The sequence below is a fragment of the Kitasatospora sp. NPDC087271 genome (genome assembly GCF_044744605.1).
In the GTDB taxonomy this organism is placed as follows: Bacteria; Actinomycetota; Actinomycetes; order Streptomycetales; family Streptomycetaceae; genus Kitasatospora.
The window spans coordinates 492,672-510,129 of sequence record NZ_JBIUYQ010000001.1 but is presented as its reverse complement, the minus strand read 5'-3'; the positions used below and the strand labels follow the sequence as shown (position 1 = coordinate 510,129).

Annotated in this window: 12 protein-coding genes; 6 read left to right on the top strand and 6 right to left on the bottom strand. The window is 74.8% G+C overall.

Features of this window, described 5'->3' with window-relative positions; translation table 11 throughout:
* Positions 1 to 365: 365 nt before the first annotated feature.
* Both ACIO9K_RS02170 and ACIO9K_RS02165 read right to left on the bottom strand, forming a co-directional pair.
* Complete coding sequence (locus ACIO9K_RS02170; protein ID WP_400326187.1) at positions 366 to 1,217, bottom strand: hypothetical protein; 852 nt, start codon at positions 1,215 to 1,217, stop codon at positions 366 to 368.
* A gap of 4 nt (positions 1,218 to 1,221) precedes the next feature.
* Positions 1,222 to 1,839: a papain-like cysteine protease family protein gene (locus ACIO9K_RS02165; protein WP_363624418.1), complete on the bottom strand. Its 618-nt coding sequence runs from the start codon at positions 1,837 to 1,839 to the stop codon at positions 1,222 to 1,224.
* Between the two features lie 451 nt (positions 1,840 to 2,290).
* Here ACIO9K_RS02165 and ACIO9K_RS02160 point away from each other — a divergent pair, with 451 nt between their 5' ends.
* Positions 2,291 to 3,250, top strand: a complete 960-nt coding sequence (locus ACIO9K_RS02160; protein ID WP_363624420.1) for a helix-turn-helix transcriptional regulator — start codon at positions 2,291 to 2,293, stop codon at positions 3,248 to 3,250.
* Between the two features lie 48 nt (positions 3,251 to 3,298).
* Here ACIO9K_RS02160 and ACIO9K_RS02155 read toward each other — a convergent pair whose 3' ends face one another.
* Entirely contained in the window at positions 3,299 to 6,520 is a 3,222-nt protein-coding gene (locus ACIO9K_RS02155) for an EAL domain-containing protein (RefSeq protein ID WP_400326182.1), read from the bottom strand.
* Positions 6,521 to 6,680: 160 nt separating this feature from the next.
* On the opposite strand from ACIO9K_RS02155, the gene ACIO9K_RS02150 reads away from it, so the two are divergent.
* From ACIO9K_RS02150 to ACIO9K_RS02130, 5 genes are all read left to right on the top strand, one after another.
* On the top strand, positions 6,681 to 10,163 hold the full coding sequence (locus ACIO9K_RS02150) for an amino acid adenylation domain-containing protein (RefSeq protein ID WP_400326180.1): 3,483 nt from the start codon (positions 6,681 to 6,683) through the stop codon (positions 10,161 to 10,163).
* Entirely contained in the window at positions 10,160 to 10,915 is a 756-nt protein-coding gene (locus ACIO9K_RS02145; protein WP_400326178.1) for a leucyl/phenylalanyl-tRNA--protein transferase, read from the top strand. Before ACIO9K_RS02150 ends, ACIO9K_RS02145 begins: the two co-directional genes overlap by 4 nt.
* Positions 10,916 to 10,982: 67 nt before the next feature.
* Complete coding sequence (locus tag ACIO9K_RS02140) at positions 10,983 to 12,515, top strand: hypothetical protein (RefSeq protein ID WP_400326175.1); 1,533 nt, start codon at positions 10,983 to 10,985, stop codon at positions 12,513 to 12,515.
* Between the two features lie 208 nt (positions 12,516 to 12,723).
* Complete coding sequence (locus ACIO9K_RS02135; protein ID WP_400326168.1) at positions 12,724 to 14,298, top strand: alpha/beta hydrolase; 1,575 nt, start codon at positions 12,724 to 12,726, stop codon at positions 14,296 to 14,298.
* Positions 14,299 to 14,371: 73 nt separating this feature from the next.
* Positions 14,372 to 15,133: a serine hydrolase gene (locus ACIO9K_RS02130; RefSeq protein ID WP_363627620.1), complete on the top strand. Its 762-nt coding sequence runs from the start codon at positions 14,372 to 14,374 to the stop codon at positions 15,131 to 15,133.
* An 81-nt stretch (positions 15,134 to 15,214) separates the two neighbouring features.
* Here the strand turns inward: ACIO9K_RS02130 and ACIO9K_RS02125 are convergent, their stop codons facing one another.
* From ACIO9K_RS02125 to ACIO9K_RS02115, 3 genes are read right to left on the bottom strand one after another with little or no spacing between them, the layout of a single operon-like run.
* A complete protein-coding gene (locus ACIO9K_RS02125) occupies positions 15,215 to 16,348 on the bottom strand; it encodes an FAD-dependent monooxygenase (protein WP_400326165.1) in 1,134 nt (377 codons plus the stop codon).
* A 39-nt stretch (positions 16,349 to 16,387) separates the two neighbouring features.
* The gene (locus ACIO9K_RS02120; RefSeq protein WP_363579619.1) at positions 16,388 to 16,990 is read right to left on the bottom strand and encodes an ATP/GTP-binding protein; all 603 of its coding nucleotides are present in this window, start codon (positions 16,988 to 16,990) and stop codon (positions 16,388 to 16,390) included.
* A gap of 3 nt (positions 16,991 to 16,993) precedes the next feature.
* Positions 16,994 to 17,458 (bottom strand): DUF742 domain-containing protein, encoded by a 465-nt coding sequence (locus tag ACIO9K_RS02115; RefSeq protein ID WP_400326161.1) that lies wholly within the window; start codon positions 17,456 to 17,458, stop codon positions 16,994 to 16,996.

Here is a 17,458-nt window from a genome sequence, read left to right as displayed (position 1 = left end):
AAAGACTCTCTCAAGAGATGTGCATTGTTTTGAATGGCTTGATCGAAGCCGAAGCACAATCTCTCACCCTCAGCTGACTCCCAGTGACCAATCAGGATGACGATTGCGTAACAGATCGCTTACGCTGAGGAGTCGTGAGAAATGGAGTCATTTCGATGACATAACCCCAGGTGGGGGAGGTGTCCGACATGCGAAGAGGGTCCCCAATCGCGTGCGCTAAAGGGCCCGAGGCGGTCGTGGAATTAATAAGTGACGTTCAGTCAATTGCTGTGCGGGCTTTCCACCACAACGCGCCGACGGCGGGACACCCGGAGGTGTCCCGCCGTCGGCGCCGTTCGCAGGATGGAAGCCGAGCGGCGGTGCCGTCAGGCGGTGCCGCGGCCCGCCCGGCGGCGGCGCAGCAGCGCCGTGCCGAGCCCGAGGGCGGCGAGGAGGGTGCCCGCGCCGGTGAGCAGGGCGGCGGTCGGGGTGGAGTCGCCGGCCGGCGCCGCGACGGGGGCCGTTCCCCGGTCGAAGCCGCCGAGCAGGTGCGCCTTGGCGTAGTCGGTGCCGGGCAGCTTGTCGGCGTACCGGTCGTGGACCACCTGCTGGTACTGGGCGAGGGTGATGCCCGCGTCGCCCACGGACCGGACCGCGTCCGGGTTGAGCGGCCGTACCTGGCCGTCGACCAGGGCGTACCAGGCCCGGATCTGCGGTTCCTCGAAGGCCACGGCGCCCCGGCCCAGTGCTGCCGCGGCGGCGGCGTGGTCGGTCTCGTCGCTGCCGGAGGCTATGTTGATCTCGGCCCAGGACCCGCTGGCGTGCGGGTCGGGGGCCGTCCACACCGAGGCCTTGCGGCCGTCGGCCGCGTCGGCCTCGGTCGCCATGAACGCGAACTTCGCGACCGGCGCCCCGACGGAGGCCGCCGCGACGAAGTCCGGGTTGAGGTAGTACACGGGGACGGTGTCGCCGACCACCCGGGCCGGGGCGGCGGCCTGCGCCTGGCGGGCGTCGGAGGAGCCCTGGCCGGAGCCGTGGGCGAAGAACCCACCGAGGGTCTGCACGACGGGGGCGGCCTTCGCCGCCGCGGCGGCCGCGGTGACGTCGGCCGCGGACGGGGCGGACGGGGCGCCGGCTGCCGTGGCCGGGGTGGCGGCGAGGGCGGGGGCGGCGGCGAGCAGTCCGCTGCCGGCCAGGGCGATGGCGGCGAGGGCGCGCGGGGCGCGGAAGTGCGTCATCGTGTCACGCCCCGATCCGGTACAGCGAGTCGTTCCAGTTGAACTGGCCGTTGTAGCCGGCGTAGTAGCTGTACGACGCCAGGTTGTAGCGGTTGCTGCTGGGCCACGGGTCGCCCCAGTAGATGGACTTGTTGCTCTGGTCGTAGCCGTAGATGACCTGGGCGTGCCCGCCGCCGGCCAGCCAGGAGATGCCGGTCTCGATCGGCCGGCCCGCGTTGATCTCGCTGACGATGGTGTTGAAGGACAGGGCGCCGGTTTCCTGGCCGGGGGACACCCCGAGGGCGGAGAGCGCGTTCTGCACCCAGGAGAGCTGGCCGGGCTGGTTGGGGCACTGGTACGAGGTGTCCTGGCCGTAGGCGAGGTCGCAGAACGAGTTCTGGTCGGTGCCGTGGCCGAGGAAGGTGGCGATGGTGTCGCCGGAGGCGGCCCAGCACCACTGGTCCTGCTCCTGCGTCTGCATGGAGATGTTGAGCCGGGAACTGGCGGCGAAGGTCTGGGAACTTCCGGCGGCGGCCTGGGGGGTGGCCGAGGCGGTGCCGGCGCCGGTGGTCACGACGGCGGCCAGCATGCACAGCGCGGCCAGTGCGGCGCGCAGGGACGACCCACGGATGGGTCCGCTCATGGGGGAACTCCTTCGTGCGGGGGCACGGGCGGCTCCGTGTGCACCCGGCGCCGCCCTGGGGTGTGCCTTGTGTGGGGGTGTGCTGTGTGGGGGTGTGCCGCGCGGCCGACGCGGCGGGCCCGGACCGGGGTTGCTAGGAAGAGTAGGCAGCCCGCCGGGCCTCTCCCAGACCCCCCGGAGGGGCGCGGGCGGTGCTGTGAACGGGGCTGTGAAGAGGGGCGGTGCGGCGGAGGTGCTGAGCCGCAGACGGGTGGCCGGGAGGGCGGCTCCCGGATATGGACGCGGCCGGGGTAAGCCGGTAATTTCACAGCGCGCCGCGTCCCCCGCACCGCGTCCCCGCGTACCGCGTCCCCCGCACCGTCGCCCTCCGTACCGCGTCCCCCGCACCGCCGCCGTGTCCCCTCGGCCCCACCGCCGCGTGCCGGCCGGGCCAGTAGCCCCGGGAGTCCCGATGGCCAGTCGTCAGGAACCGCCGCCCGGTGTTGCCCCGGAGAGCGCCGCCGTGCTGGCAGCGCTGCGGAGCGGGCCCTTCGGTCTCGCGCTGCGCACCGCGATCGAGGCCCGCGGGCTGCCGCTGGAGCGGCTGCGCAGCCGGCTGGCCGAGCGCGGACTGCGGATCGCCGTCACGACCCTGAGCTACTGGCAGCGCGGGCTGCGACGGCCGGAGCGCCCGGAGTCGTTACGGGTGGTGGCCGCGCTGGAGGAGATCCTCGGGCTGCCGACGCACGCGCTCACCGCCCTGCTGGGTGCGCCGCGGCCGCGCGGCGGGGCGGACCGCGACGGCGGCGGGCCGCGTCCGTACCCGCAGATGGTGCGCACCCCCGGTGATCTGGGCGGGCTGCTCGCGGATCTGGACAGCCCGGCGGCCGGGAAGCTCCAGGTGGTCACCGAGTGCGCGACGGTGACGGTCGGGCCGCATCGTGAACTGGCGGCGCTCAGTTCGATGGTGGCGGTCCGGGCCCGTCAGGACGGGGTCGACCGGGCGCTGCTGATCTACGACTGCGACGAGGGGGTGGACGAGGGGGCCGTCGAGATCGTGGCGGGGGACAGCTGCCGGCTGGGCCGGGTGCGCCGGGATCCGGTGGCCCGGGTGGTGCTCGCGGAGCTGCTGTTCGACCGCTCGCTGCACTGCTCCGAGACCCAGGTGTTCTCCTTCGAGGTGCGTCCTCACAGCGCGGCCGAGTGCTGCCGCTACCGCGCGGCCTTCCGCTTCCCGGCGGACCACTACGTCCTGCGGGTGCGCTTCGATCCGGGCGAACTCCCGGTGCAGTGCCAGTGGTTCACGGCGAGCGACTCGGAGGGTCCGGACGACAGCCTGGCCGACCTCACCCTGGACAGCCACCACCTGGCGCACGTGGTGGCGACCGCGCTGGGGCCCGGGGTCGCGGGCATCCGCTGGGCGTGGACCTGAGGCGCGGCCCTGAGGCGCGGCCCTGAGGTGCGGACCTGGGATCGGGGGTCAGGCCGGTTCGTGCGCGGTGTCGCTGACGAGGGCGCGGGCCTGCGGGGCGGTCATGGGGTGGGCGAAGAGGTAGCCCTGGCCGAGCGGGCAGCCCATGGCGGCGAGGAGGTCGCGCTGTTCGGGGTGTTCGATGCCTTCGGCGATGACCCGGACGCCGAGGGTGTCGGCGATGCGGGTGATGCCTTCGACGAGGGCGTACTGCTGCGGGGAGAGGCCGAGGCCGTCGATGAAGGACTTGTCGATCTTGAGGATGGAGATCGGGAACTCGCGCAGGTAGGAGAGCGAGGAGTAGCCGGTGCCGAAGTCGTCGATGGCGATGCCGACGCCGAGGTCGCCGAGGGTGGCCATGTCGGCGTGGACGCGGTCGTCGCGGCGCATCAGGACGGATTCGGTGAGTTCGAGGACGAGGGTGTGCGGGTCGATGCCGGAGCTGCGCAGGGCGCCGCGGACGACGTCGACGAAGCCGGCGTCGCGGAACTGGCGGGCGGAGACGTTGACGTTGACCCGCAGCGGGGGGAGGCCGGCGGCGGCGCGGTCGGCGGAGCTGGCGGCGTGCCAGGCGGCGGCCTCCTGGGCGGCGCGTTCCAGGACCCAGGCGCCGAGGGGGACGATCTGGCCGCTCTCCTCGGCGAGGGCGATGAACTCGTCGGGCAGCACCATGCCGCGCCGCTGGTGCGGCCAGCGGACGAGCGCCTCGAAGGCGACCAGGCCGCCGGTGCGCAGGTCGACGATCGGCTGGTAGTACAGCTGGAAGGAGGATTCGGCGATCGCCGCGTCCAGGTTCTCGTTCAGCTCGTGCCGCTCCACCAGCCCGGTCTGGAGGGCGGGTTGGTAGTGGCGCCACTGGCGGCGGCCGGCGGCCTTGGCGGAGTAGAGCGCGAGGTCGGCGTGGGTGAGCAGTTCGGCCGCGTCGACGCTGTCCTCGGTGGTGGCGACGCCGATGCTGGCCGTCACCCGGACGGCGCCCGCGCTCAGCTTGAACGGTTCTGCGAACGCCGCCAGTACGGTGTCCGCGATGGCGTCCACGTCGGCCGGGCGCAGCGCGTCCTCGACCAGGACGGCGAACTCGTCGCCGCCGAGCCGGGCGGCGGTGTCCGAGCTGCGCAGCGCGGTGGAGACCCGCAGCGAGACGGCGATCAGCAGTTCGTCGCCGACCGCGTGCCCCTGGGTGTCGTTGACCACCTTGAAGTCGTCGAGGTCGAGGAAGAGCACCCCGGTGACGGCGCCGCTGCGCTCGCCGCGGGACAGCGCGTGGCCGACCCGGTCCAGGAACAGCACCCGGTTGGCGAGGCCGGTGAGGGAGTCGTGGAAGGCCCGGTGGGTGAGTTCGCGCTCCATCTGGCGCTGCTCGGTCACGTCGCGCAGGGTGAGCACCAGGCCGCCGACCGTCGGGTCGGCGCGCAGGTCGTTGAAGCGGACCTCGGCCTCGATCGGGGTCCGGTCCTGCCGCAGCAGCCGCCAGTGCTCACGGGGCTGCTCGCGCAGCGGTTCGCGTGTCGGCGAGTGCGGAGGCGAGTGCGGCGGTTCGCGCGGCGGCGAGTGCTCCGGCGCGTGCGCCGGGGCGGCGTCCACCGGGCCGCGCATCCGGGCCAGCGCCCTGCCGACGGCCCGGCTGTCCTCGGGCGGGACGAGCTCGGTGAGCAGGGTGCCGTCCAGACTGGGGTAGCCGAGGACCCGTTCGGCGGAGGAGGAGGCGTAGCGGACGCCGTCGTCGGCGTCCAGGATCAGGATGACGTCGCTGGCGTTCTGCACCAGGGTGCGGAAGTACAGCTCGCTGTTGCGGCGGTTGACCTCCTGGCTCAGCATGACCCGTTCGACGGCCAGCGCGGCCTGCGCGGCCAGGATCTCCAGCGAGCCCCACAGGCTGGTGAGCTCCTGCGCGGTGCCGGTGACGATGAGCGCGCCGATCAGCGGGTCGCCGGAGGGGCGCTCGTCGAGGGTGAGCGGGCACAGCAGGGCGGAGGGCATGCCGTCGAGGCGGGCGGCGAGGTCGCTGCCGATGTCCTCGACGGGCAGCAGCCGGGTCTCCCGGTAGGCGGCGAGGGCGAGCGCCTCGTCGGAGTCGGTGACGGGGCCGAGGTGGTGCTGGGCGGCGCCGCGTTCGGCGTGCCGCACGTGCAGGACGCCGGCCTCGGTGACGGCGAGCAGGGCGACGTGCCCGGGCTCGGTGGGCATCAGGGTGGAGGCGGTGGCCTGGACGGCGTCCGCGACCTCCTCGACGGTGACGGCCGCGGTGAGTCTGGCGCCGGCCTCGCGCAGGGCCCGCTCGCGGGCGATCGCCTGCCGGCGGGCGACCACGACGACCGCCAGCCGGGCCAGCACCAGCAGGTACAGGAGGGCGGAGAAGGCGCCGATCACGCCCGCGTTGCTGGTGTTGCCGTTCAGCGACTCGATGATCAGGATCGCCGGGGCGATCAGCGAGGCCAGGGTGAGCAGGGCGAGGCGGCCGGCGCTCAGGTCGGGCTGCTGGGTGGGGACGGGTCTGGTCAGCTCGACCATGGACGGGTGCAGCGCGGCCGCGCCCCAGGCGGTGTAGAAGGCGGCCCAGCCGAAGTCGACGGGGGTGCCGATGTGCCAGTTGCCGTGCAACTGGATCAGCCCGTACAGGGTGTCCGAGACCAGCATGCCGACGGTGCCGACGGCGAGCAGTTGCAGCGCCCGGCTGTTGCCGCCGCGCGGGGTCAGCAGCCGCAGCAGCAGGGCGAGGACGACCACGTCGCCGAGCGGGTAGCCGATCGAGACGGCCTTCCGGAACCAGGAGAGGTCGGGGTTGCGGGCGTACGGGAGGATCAGGTAGATCCAGGCGAGCAGCGCCAGGCCCATGGTGAGGATCAGCGCGTCGAGCAGGCCGGCGCGGTCCTGACGGGCCGTGCGCCAGCGGATGAAGCCGAGCACGCCGGCCGCGTACAGCACGAACTCGGCCAGGTAGAAGCCGTCGGCGACGGACGGGAACGGGTTGTGCAGGTGCAGGAACTGGGTCTGGACGACCTGGACGACCTCGCCCGCGGTGAAGCTCAGGTTGGCGAGCGCCAGCACGTACCAGAACAGCGCGTGCGCGGGGCGGTTGAGACGGACGCCGGCCACGATGGCCGCGCTGCTGCCGAGTCCGACGCCCGTCCACCAGATGATCCGCTGCGAGGGGTTGAGGTAGTAGACGCCGGTGAACAGCACCATCCACAGCAGGTAACAGACCATCAGGCGTTGTCGCCGACGTGTCAACGGGGCTACCTCCTCCGCGACGCCACCCGGCCGGTGGGACGGGGGTGTTCGGGCGAGGACGGGTCTTGGCGGTCGCAGGGTCGTCTCGTCCCGGGCTGACGGGCACACGACGGCGTCGCGTCCGGTCGGGTTGCGGTCGGACGTTCGTCCTGTGCCCTGAGTGCGTATAGTCGGAAATGTCGCACCTCCCAGGAAACTGCCGCCACAGCACGAGGTCAAGCCGGTGGACGACGCAGCAGACAGCGCACAGGGCGTACGAACGGATGTGAACTCCGGGCGTCACGCCGTGGTTCGCAACGACAGCGGTCAGTACGCGATCTGGCCCGGAGACTTGACCGTGCCGGGTGGCTGGCACCTGGTGTACGGGCCGGCCGGCCGCGACGACTGCCGGGCCCACGTGGCCCGCGAATGGCGCCCGCCCCGGCTCGGCTTCCCCGGGCTCGGCTCCCCCGGGGAGCGCGGCCGCGGGCGGGCCGAGGGCGACGGCGGCACCGTGCCCGGACTGCTGCGCTCCCGCGCCGCGCAGCACCCGGACGCGGTCGCCGTCGTCGCCGACGACGCCACGCTGAGCTACCGCGAGCTGGACCGGCGCAGCGACCGCCTGGCCAGGGCGCTGCGGGCGCGCGGGGCCGGCCCCGAGCAGGTGGTGCCGGTCTGCCTCGAACGCGGCGCGGGCCTGGTCGTCGCCTGGCTCGGCGTGCTGAAGGCGGGCGCGGCGCTGCTGCCGCTGGATCCGGCGTACCCGGCGCGGCGGCTGGCCCGGCTGGTCGAGGACAGCGGGGCGCGGGTGGCGGTCACCGAGGGCGGGGCGCTGCCGGGCGTCGAGCCGGTGCCGGTGGACGCGGAGGACGGGCCGGACGGCGGCGGTGAGCCGGTCCTCGCCGGGTTAGGCGGCGCGGGCGGGCCCGACGGCGCGGGTGAGCCCGACGGCGCCGGGCCCGACGACCTCGCCTACCTGATCTACACCTCCGGCACCACCGGCACCCCCAAGGGCGTCCCCGTCACCCACCGCGCCCTGGTGTTCACCCTCGACCGGGTCGTCCACGCCTACGGCCTCGCCCCCGGCGAACGCGTCCTGCAACTCGCCGCGCTCGGCTTCGACACCGCACTGGAGCAGGTCTTCGCGACCCTGCTCGCCGGGGCCACCCTCGTCCTCGGCGGCGGCCGCACCTGGGCGCCCACCGAACTCGTCCACCGGATGCGCGGACTCGGCCTCGCCGTCGCCGACCTCACCCCCGCCTACTGGCACCACGTGCTCACGCTGCTCCCGCCCGGCGGGCCCGGCCCGGAGGGGCTGCGGCTGGTCGTCGTCGGCGGGGACGTCGTGCACGCCGACGACTGTCGCAGCTGCCTGGACCGGCTGCCCGGCGTCCGGCTGGTCAACGCCTACGGGGTCACCGAGGCCGCCGTCACCTCCACGCTCTGCGAGGTCACCCCCGCCCTGCTGGACGCCGCCGGCCCGGGCGGCCCGGCCGCGCCGGTGCCGATCGGCCGCCCGCTGCCCGGCGTGCGGGTGCACGTCCTGGACGCCCGGCTGTCCCCCGTACGGCCCGGCGAGAGGGGCGAGATCCACCTCGGCGGGCCCGGCCTCGCCCGGGGCTACTGGCGCGCCCCCGTGGCGACCGCCGAGGCCTTCGTCCCCGACCCGTACGCGCCGGTGCCCGGCGAGCGGATGTACCGCACCGGCGACGCCGGGCGCTGGCGGGCCGACGGGCAGCTGGAGATCCTCGGCCGCTTCGACGACCAGGTGAAGGTGCTCGGCCACCGCGTCGACCCCGCCGAGATCGAGGCCGCCCTCGCCGCCCACCCCGACGTCCGGCAGGCCCGCGTCGCCGCCGACGGCGACGACCCCGACGGGGGCCGCGCGCTCACCGCCTACTACACGCTCGCCGACCACGCCGACGCCGGTGCGGAAGCCGGGGTCCGCCGCGACCGGCTCCGCGCCTACCTGGCCGAACGACTGCCGGAGTACATGCTCCCGGCCGCCTTCGTGGCGCTGGACCGCATGCCGCTCACCCCGGCCGGAAAGGTCGACCGCCGCCGGCTGCCGCACGCCGAGCCGCGCACCCCGGGCCGGGCCGGCCCGGGCGGCACCGGGGCGGCGGGCGGCGGGGGAGCCGTCGAGGACGCCATCGGCCGGCTGTGGGCCGAACTGCTCGGCGTCGAGGAGGTCGGGCCCGCCGACGACTTCTTCGCCCTCGGCGGCAACTCCCTGCTGGCCATGGAGATGCTCGCCCGCGCCCGGATCGTGCTCGGCCTCGACGTCACCCGCGTCCGCGCCCTCACCCGCGCCCTGCTGCGCGACGCCACCCTGCGCGCCTTCGCGACCGCCGTCCAGGCCGCCCGCGCCGACGGAGCCGCGCGCACCGCCCGCGTCGACGGAACCGACCCCGGCTCCGGCTCCGGCTCCGGCTCCGGCTCCGGCTCCGGCGAGGCCGCCGTCGACTGGGCCGCCGAAGCCCGGCTCGCCCACCCCGTCCAGCAGTCCTGGAGCCCGGCGCCCAGCCGGGCCGAACCCGCCGAGATCCTGCTCACCGGCGCCACCGGCTTCTGCGGCGCCCACCTGCTGCATGCCCTGCTCGCCACCACCGGGGCCCGGATCCACTGCCTGGTCCGCGCCCCCGACGAGGAGCACGCGCTGGAACGCCTGCGCGCCGCCCAGCAGCGCTTCCTGCGCCACGACCTCACCGACAGCCGGGTGGTGCCCCTGGTCGGCGACCTCGCCGCACCCCGGCTAGGGCTGACGCAGCGTCAGTTCGACGGGCTGGCCGGGAGTCTGGACGCCGTCCACCACCTCGGCGGGCAGGTCAACTTCCTCTACCCGTACCACCAGCTGCGCGCGCCCAACGTCGGCGGCACCCGCGAGATCATCCGCCTCGCCGGGCACAGCCGGGGCGTACCCGTGCACTACCTGTCCACCCTCGCCGTGCTGGCCGGCTTCGGCGCGGCCGGCGTCCGCGAGGTCACCGAGCGGACCCCGCTCGCCCACCCCGACCGGCTCGGCGTCGGCTACGTCGAGAGCAAATGGGTCGCCGAACAGCTGCTGCACGAGGCGGCCGCCGCCGGTCTCCCGGTCACCGTGCTGCGCACCAACGACGTCACCGGGGACCTCGCCACCGGCGTGATGAACACCGGCACCGAGATCTGCGCGCTCATCGCGTACCTGGCGGACAGCGGCACCTGCCCGGACGTGCTGCTGCCGCTCGACTTCGTCCCGGCCGACCGCTTCGCGCGCGCCGTCGCCCACATCGCCGCCCACGCCCCCGCCGACGGCGAGGTCTACCACCTCACCTCGCCGCGCCCGGCCGATCTCGCCGATCTCGCCGAACGGCTCCGGGCCCGAGGCCACCCGATCGCCGAACTCCCTTACCGTGACTGGGTGCAGGGCCTGGTCCGGTTCGCTGCCGGGCACCCCGCCCACCCCATCACGCCGTTCGTCCCGCTGTTCGTCGACCGCGCTCCCGGGTCGGCGCTGTCGATCAGCGAGCTGTACTTCCGGCCCGTCTTCCCGCTGTTCGACCGCGCCAACACCGACGCCGCGCTCGCCGGCAGCGGCATCGACCTGCCCGCCGTGGACGCCGGCCTGCTCGACCACTACCTGGGGCGGCTGGCGGCGGAGGGCTTCCTCGGGCCGCCGGCGTGAGCCCCTTCGACGGGCTGGACGTCCAACGCGGGCCCGGGGACGGGCCGGTGGCGTTCGGCGCCGGCCTGGGCGCGTCGGACCTGCTGGCGGCGTACCGTCGCGGCCTGTTCCCGATGCCCGCGGCGGACGAGTACGCCGGCGCCTACAACGAGGCGCGCTACGAACAGGCCGTCGAGGCGGGCGAGGTGGCGCTGCTGCCCGGCGGGGACGACCCGTACGCGCTGGCCTGGTGGTCGCCCGACCCCCGGCCCGTCCTGCCGCCCGACGGTGTCCGGCTCGGCAGCCGCCTCGCCCGGCGGCTGCGCCACCGGCCGCAGTGGTGGACCAGCGCCGACCGGGCCTTCGGCGAGGTAGTGGCCCGCTGCGCCGAGGGCCGCCAACCGGCCTGGCTGACCGGCGAGTTGCGGTCCGCACTGGAGCGGCTGCATGCGCTCGGGGCCGCCCACAGCGGCGAGGTGTGGGAGGGCGAGGAGCTGATCGGCGGGGTGTTCGGCGTCGCCGCCGGGCCCGTCCTCAGCCTCGACTCGATGTTCCACCGCCGCCCCGACGCCGCCCGCGTCGCCGTCGCCGACCTCGGGGTGCGCTTCGGCGCGGCCGGCGGTCGGCTGCTCGACGTCCAGTGGGACGGTCCGCACATCCGCAGCCTCGGCGCCGAGCCGGTGCCCCGCTCCCGGTACCTGGCCGCGTTGGCGGCGGACGCCGCGGTCGGCCCGCTGCCGGGAGATCCGCTGCCCGTGGCCCGACTGGTCTGACCTGCGCCTTTTACCCTGCTTGGCCTGTCTTCGACAAACTTATTCCCCGTCAGTAACATGACGCCGCGTGTTCAAAAGCTCCATAGGCAGGGCCGTCGGCCCCGCCCTCCTCACCCTCGCCCTCGCCGGGGTCGCCGCCTGCGGGCCGACCACCTCCGGCACTCCGCAGGCCGCCGCCGGCACCACCGAAGCGGCCGTCACCACCGGCACGACCACGACCACGACCGCGTCCGCCGGCGGCGGCCAGGCCCCGACAGCCCCGGCCGCCGGCACCCCCCGCGCCCGGGCCGCCGCCGCCCCGACCACCGCCGCTGCCACCGCACGGCCGACCGGTGCCGCAGGTGCCGCCCCTGCGCCGGTCACCGCCGCACCGGTCGGCGACCGGCAGGCCGCCGTCGCCGCCCCCGCCAAGGACGGCGGCGCGGCCACCCCCGCCGGGCAGAACCTCCAGCTCACCGCGTACGACCCGGCGGGCGGCACGGCCGTCCTCTCGGCGCCGCCGGCCGCCGGGCCCACCGCGACCGCCGGCGCGACGCGGACCCCCGCCCCCGCCGTTCAGCCCGGGCAGCTCATCGCCAGCCCGCCCACCGCCGCCGCGCCCCAGGGCGCGCTGGTCGCCGTCACCGGCGTCCGCCCCGGCGCGGGTGCCAGCCTCAACCTGACCACCCGCCCCGCCACCCTCGCCGAACTCCTCGGCGGCACCGAGGCCGACGGCCAGGTGCCCGTCGACCCGCACGGCATCACCGTCACCCCGCTGGTCAAGGACCTTAAGGCCGTCGTCGGTGCGGACGGCGGCGGTGTGAAGGCCGACGCCTCCGGCACCCTGGAGGTCGACGTCAAGGCCCCCGTCCCGCTGCCCGACGGCGCGAGCGTGGACGCCTCCGGCTCCCTCCAACTGCACCCCGCCGTCCACTTCGCCTACCACGGCGCCGCCGCCGGCAGCCCGCGCACGGCCTCGATCGGCTTCGACCTCGGCGCCCACGCCCAGTGGAAGGTCACCGGCGACGTCGCGCGCAGCACCGGCGCCGCGCCCGTCCGGCTGCCCTTCGCCACGTTGCAGGCCAGCCCGGTGCTCACCGTCGCCGGACTGCCCGTCGTGGTCAACCTGAAGCTCACCTGCTACCTGGAGGTCGGCGCCGACGGCCAGGTCCACCTGGAGGCCGAACAGGAGGCCACCGGCACCTGGGCCGTCCGCGCCGACTACACCGGCGGCAAGGGCTGGACCCCGACCACCGACGCCGACACCAAGGTCTCCCCGGTCCGGGTGCGCCTCACCGGCAAGGCCGGGGTGCGGGCCGCGCTCGGCGCCGAGGTCTCCGTCGGCCTCTACGACACCGTCGGCGTCCAGACCACCGTCGCCCCCTACCTGTGGGCTCGGGCCGAGGGCTCGCTGACCGCCGACTCCTCCGGCAACCCGCCGCAGGCCCAAGGGAGTTGGTCGCTGTTCGGCGGCGTCGACCTGACCGGCTCGCTGCTCGCCCACCTCAAGGTCTTCGGCACCCCGGTCATCGAGGGCACGTACCCGCTGCCGCCGTTCCACCGCGAATGGCCCCTCGTGGCGGGCTCCGCGGCCCTGCCGTCCCCGCGCCCGAGCGGCTGACCCGGGCACGCTCCGGCCCCGGGGTCCGGTTACTGCCCGGGTGGTACGCCGGGCAGCGGGGCTACTGCTCCAGACGTACCGACAGTTCGTGTCCCAGGGCGATGATCCGGCGCCGGGTGCGCTGGAAGGCTGGCGCGCAGGAAGTCGGCCTGACCGACTTCCTGCGCATCCGCATCCGCACCCGCACCCGTCATCGTCAGGAGACCGCATGACCACCCCCAAGGCCCTGCGCCGCGTCGCGGCCGCGGGCCTCGCCCTCACCGCCTGCCTCGTCACGGCGCCCGCCGCCACGGCCGCCGCCGCCGAGCGTGACGGCGGCCCCGCGAGCGCCGGAGCCGGACTCGACCGCTACCACCACCAGCGCCTCGACTGGCGCAGCTGCGTCCTGGGCCCCGACGACGAGGTGGGCCGCGGCCTGGAGAGCGCGGGCGCGCGCTGCGCGGACGTGACCGTGCCGCTCGACTACAGCGACCCCAGGGGGCGGACGATCACCGTCGCGATCTCCCGGCTCAAGGCCACCGACACCCGGCACCGGATCGGCTCCCTCCTGCTCAACTTCGGCGGCCCCGGCGGGCCGGGCCTCGCCAACTCCGTACTCGTGCGCGGGGCGATGAAGGAGACCGGCGCCCGCTACGACGTGATCGGCATGGACCCGCGCTTCGTCGGCCGCAGCACCCCGCTGGACTGCGGCCTGTCCAACGGCCCCGTCCTGCCCTCGGCCGGCGCCGACCGGGCGGTCTTCGACCGCCAGACGGCGTGGGCCAGGAGCGTGGCCGACCGGTGCCGCGCCACCAACGGCTCGGTGCTGCCGCACGTCACGACCCGGAACACGGCCCGCGACCTGGACGTCGTCCGGGCCGCGCTCGGCGAACGGAAGATCTCCTACCTGGGCTACTCGTACGGCACCTACCTGGGCACGGCCTACACCCAGCTGTTCCCCGGCCGCTACGACCGGGTGGTCCTCGACGGGGCGATCGACCCGCGCGGCTACAACCCCCGGCTGATGCGGGGCACCGAGAACGAGCACGAGCGGGCGCTCGACGGCTGGGCCGACTGGGCGGCCGCGCACCACGCCGACTACGGCCTCGGCGACACCCGCGCGCAGGTGCGCGCCACGATCGACCGCGTCGTCGCGGCGGCCGAGCGGGAGCCGCTCACCGTCGGTACCGCCCCCGACGTCTTCCGGCTCGACGGCAGCCAGGTGCCCTCCCTGGTGTTCGCCGGGATCGCGAGCGACCTCGCCCCGGCGCGGGCGGGCCTCGCCGAGGAGCTGTCCGTGCTGGCCGGGGCCGCGGACGGGCGGCCCACCCGGGTGTCGCCCGGCTTCGCCGCCCTCCTGCGGGGGACGTTCACCAGCGCGGGTTCGGCCACCGGCAGCGTGCAGACCGCCATCCTGTGCGGGGACGTGGCCGCCCCGCGCGACCCGGAGCAGTACTGGCGCGACATCGAGCGCGGCCGGGCCGCCCACCCGCTGTTCAGCCCGATGACCGAGAACATCACCCCGTGCGCGTTCTGGGACGCGCCGCGCGAGGAGCCGACCCGGGTCCGGCGCGACACCGCGGCGCTGATCGTGGCCGCCAGCAACGACCCGCGCACCCCGTACCGGGGCAGTGTGGCCCTGCACGGCATGCTGCCCAGCTCCCGGCTGGTCACCCTCGAAGGCGCCTTCCAGCACACCAGCTTCGGCGTCTACGGCAACGCCTGCGTCGACGACTCGGTGAACACCTACCTGGCCACCGGCCGGCTGCCGGGCAAGGACCGCACCTGCGCCAAGCAGTCCTGAGCAGCCCTCAACAGTGCCGAGCAGCCGTGGGCAGCCCTTCCTGACCAGCCGAAGGCTGCCCTAGGCTGCGGCCATGCTCTCTGTGGTGGTGGCCCCCTGGGCGGGCGAGGCGGAGCCGGTGTTCGTGCGGGCGCCGGACGAACTGCACGATGCCGCGAGCACGATGAAGGTCGCGGTGTTGGCGGCGCTCGCCCGTGGCGGGGCGGATCTCGATGCCGAGGTGCCGGTGGTGAACCGGTTCGAGTCCGTGGTGGGCGGGGAGTTCGGCAACGATCCCGACTGGGACAGCGATCCGCTGCCGTGGGAGCTGCTGGGCACGCACGTGCCGCTGCGGCTGCTCGCCGAACGGATGATCACGCACTCCTCCAACCTGGCCACCAACCTGTGCCTGGCCCGGGTCGACCGGGCGGCGGTGGCCGAGGCGTGGCGGCGGGCCGGGGCGACGCGCAGCGCGAGCCCGCGCGGGATCGAGGACTACGCGGCGCGCGACGCCGGGGTGCACAACCTGGTGAGCGCGCGGGACCTGGTGCGGCTGCTGCACTCCCTGGGCGGGGAGCCGGAGTTGCTGGCGCTGCTGGAGCGCAACGCGTTCCGGGTGGACCTGGCGGCGGGCCTGCCGCCGGGCACCCGGATCGCCTTCAAGAACGGCTGGGTGCCCGGCGCCCGGCACAGCGTGGGCCTGGTCCACCCGCAGGACTGCCCGCCCTACCTGATCGCGGTCTGCTACACCGGCCCGCTGGCCTCGGGCGAGGACCGCACGGACCCGGCGGCCCGGCTGCTGGCCCGGGTCTCGGCGGCGGTGTGGCAGCGGCGGCACGAGCTCGCCGACGCGTGAGCTGCCGCGCGAGCCGACGCGAGACCTGGCCGGCCGCCCGCCCGCCTGCTGCGCGGCTTCGCGCAGCAGGCGGGACAGCGGTCAGTACGGCTGGACGAGCACGTGGGCGGCGCCGGGGATGCCGACCTTGAGGAGTTCGTCCTCCTCCGGGGTGGTGGGCGTGCCGGTCTCCTGCTTGAGGACGGCCCGGGAGAGCGACTGGACCCACATGGCGCGGGGCCGGCGGCGTTCCTCCCAGGCGGCGAGCGCGGCGGGGACGGCCTCGGCGGCGTCCAGGCTCTGGGCGAGGACGAGGGCGTCCTCGACGGCCATCGCGGCGCCCTGGGCGAGGTGCGGGGTGGAGGCGTGGGCGGCGTCGCCGGCGAGCGCGATCCGGCCGACGTGCCAGGGCTCCTCGACGCTGACCTGGGAGATCCGCGAGTAGACCACGGCGGACGGGTCGGTGACCTGGGCGAGGGCCTCGGCGATCGGGCCGCCGAAGCCGGCCAGGCGCTCGGCGAGCTGCTCGTGGGCGTGCCCGGGGTCGGGCCGGAAGTCCTCGGCCTCGGCGAACACCGAGCCCAGGTACATGAGGTCGTCGGTGATCGGGGTGAGCAGCGCCTTGGCCTTGAGGTTGCCGGTGGACATCACCACGCCCTGGACCTCGGGCGAACGCGGCAGGGTGACGCGCCAGTTGGCGAAGCCGGTGTACTCGGGCGCGTACTTCTCCCCGTAGAGGCGCTTGCGCAGCGGGGAGCCGATGCCGTCGAAGCCGACGACGAGGTCGTAGCGGCCGCGGTGCCCGTCGGTGAGGGTGGCGTCGACGCCGTCGGCGTCCTCGGCGAGGTCGGCGATGGTGGTGCCGAAGCGCAGGGTGGCGCCGGCCCGGGTGGCGGCGGTGGCGAGCACCTGGGCGAGGGCGGGGCGGGGGATGCCGTTGTTGGAGGGGGCGTCGCCCATCCGGGGCTGCGGGATCTTGGCGAGGGTGGCACCGGTCGGGTCGCAGATGGTCAGCACCTCCCACTCGAAGCCGGCGGCGAGGCAGTCGTCGAGGACGCCTATCTCGCGCATCACGTGGAGGGCGTTGGAGGGCTGGATGATGCCGACGCCGAGGGCTTCCAGCTGGTCGCGGAGTTCGGCGACGTCGACGTGGTGGCCGCGCTCGGCGAGGGCGGTGGCGAGGGTGAGCCCGCCGATGCCGCCGCCGTGGACGAGGACGCGCAGGGGTGAGGTCATGCGGTAGCTCCTGGGGAAGGGAGGTGGTTCAGCCGACGTTCAGCCGACGGGGGCGGCGGAGAGGTCCATCAGGTGGTCGACCAGGGCGAGCAGCAGGTCGCGTCCGAAGGCGCGTTCGCGGACGTCGCCGAGGAGCATCGGCACCTGCGGGTCCAGGTCGAGGGCGGCGCGGATCTCGTCGGGGGTGCGGGTGTTGTGGCTGTGGAAGCAGTTGATGGCGACGACGAAGGGGATGCCCCGGCTCTCGAAGAAGTCGATGGAGGCGAAGCTGGTGTCGAGCCGGCGGGTGTCGGCGATGACGATGCCGCCGAGGGCGCCGTTGACGAGGTCGTTCCACATGAACCAGAAGCGTTCCTGCCCGGGGGTGCCGAACAGGTAGACGACGAGGTCCGGGTTGACGGTGATCCGGCCGAAGTCGAGGGCGACGGTGGTGGTGTCCTTCTGGTCGACGCCGGACAGGTCGTCCACGCCGACGCTGGCCCGGGTCAGGTACTCCTCGGTGCGCAGCGGGGCGACCTCGCTGACGGAGCCGACGAGGGTGGTCTTGCCGACGCCGAAGCCGCCCGCGATGAGGATCTTGACGGCGGCCGGCGCGGTGGCGACGCCGGCGTCAGCGGCACTGCTGGGGTGGGGTGTTGCCATGGTTCAGAGTCTCCGGAGTCCTTCGCGAACGGCCGTGAGCAGGCCGAGGTCCACGCCTCCGGCGGCCCGGGCCACCGAGAGCGGTGCCCGGGCCCGCAGCAGGCCCTGGGCGACCAGGTCGCCCAGCAGGATCTTGGTGACCGAGACCGGGAGGTCCAGGCCGGCCGACACCTCGGCGACGGCGGCGGGCCGCCGGCAGTGGTCGAGGATCATCCGGTGCTCGGGCTGGAGGCCGCGGGCACCGGCGCGGCTGCCCCGCGCCAGGGCCCGGGCGGCCTCGTCCTCGACGGTGGTGAGCACGGTGATCAGGGTGAGGTCGTCGCGCTCGGGCGCGGTGCGGCCGCGGGTGATGGTGTACGGGCGCACCATGGCGCCCGACTCGTCCTCGGCGTCCTCGTCCGGCAGTTCGCTCCAGTGCGGGACCCCGCCGCGCTGCCCGCTCCCGTTTCCGCTCCCGTACGGGCCCAC

Coding starts and splice junctions, on each gene's coding strand:
- ACIO9K_RS02135 (WP_400326168.1), top strand. CDS start 12,724: ATGACCACCCCCAAGGCCCTGCGCCGCGTCGCGGCCGCGGGCCTCGCC.
- ACIO9K_RS02170 (WP_400326187.1), bottom strand. CDS start 1,217: ATGACGCACTTCCGCGCCCCGCGCGCCCTCGCCGCCATCGCCCTGGCC.
- ACIO9K_RS02120 (WP_363579619.1), bottom strand. CDS start 16,990: ATGGCAACACCCCACCCCAGCAGTGCCGCTGACGCCGGCGTCGCCACC.
- ACIO9K_RS02125 (WP_400326165.1), bottom strand. CDS start 16,348: ATGACCTCACCCCTGCGCGTCCTCGTCCACGGCGGCGGCATCGGCGGG.
- ACIO9K_RS02165 (WP_363624418.1), bottom strand. CDS start 1,839: ATGAGCGGACCCATCCGTGGGTCGTCCCTGCGCGCCGCACTGGCCGCG.
- ACIO9K_RS02130 (WP_363627620.1), top strand. CDS start 14,372: ATGCTCTCTGTGGTGGTGGCCCCCTGGGCGGGCGAGGCGGAGCCGGTG.
- ACIO9K_RS02160 (WP_363624420.1), top strand. CDS start 2,291: ATGGCCAGTCGTCAGGAACCGCCGCCCGGTGTTGCCCCGGAGAGCGCC.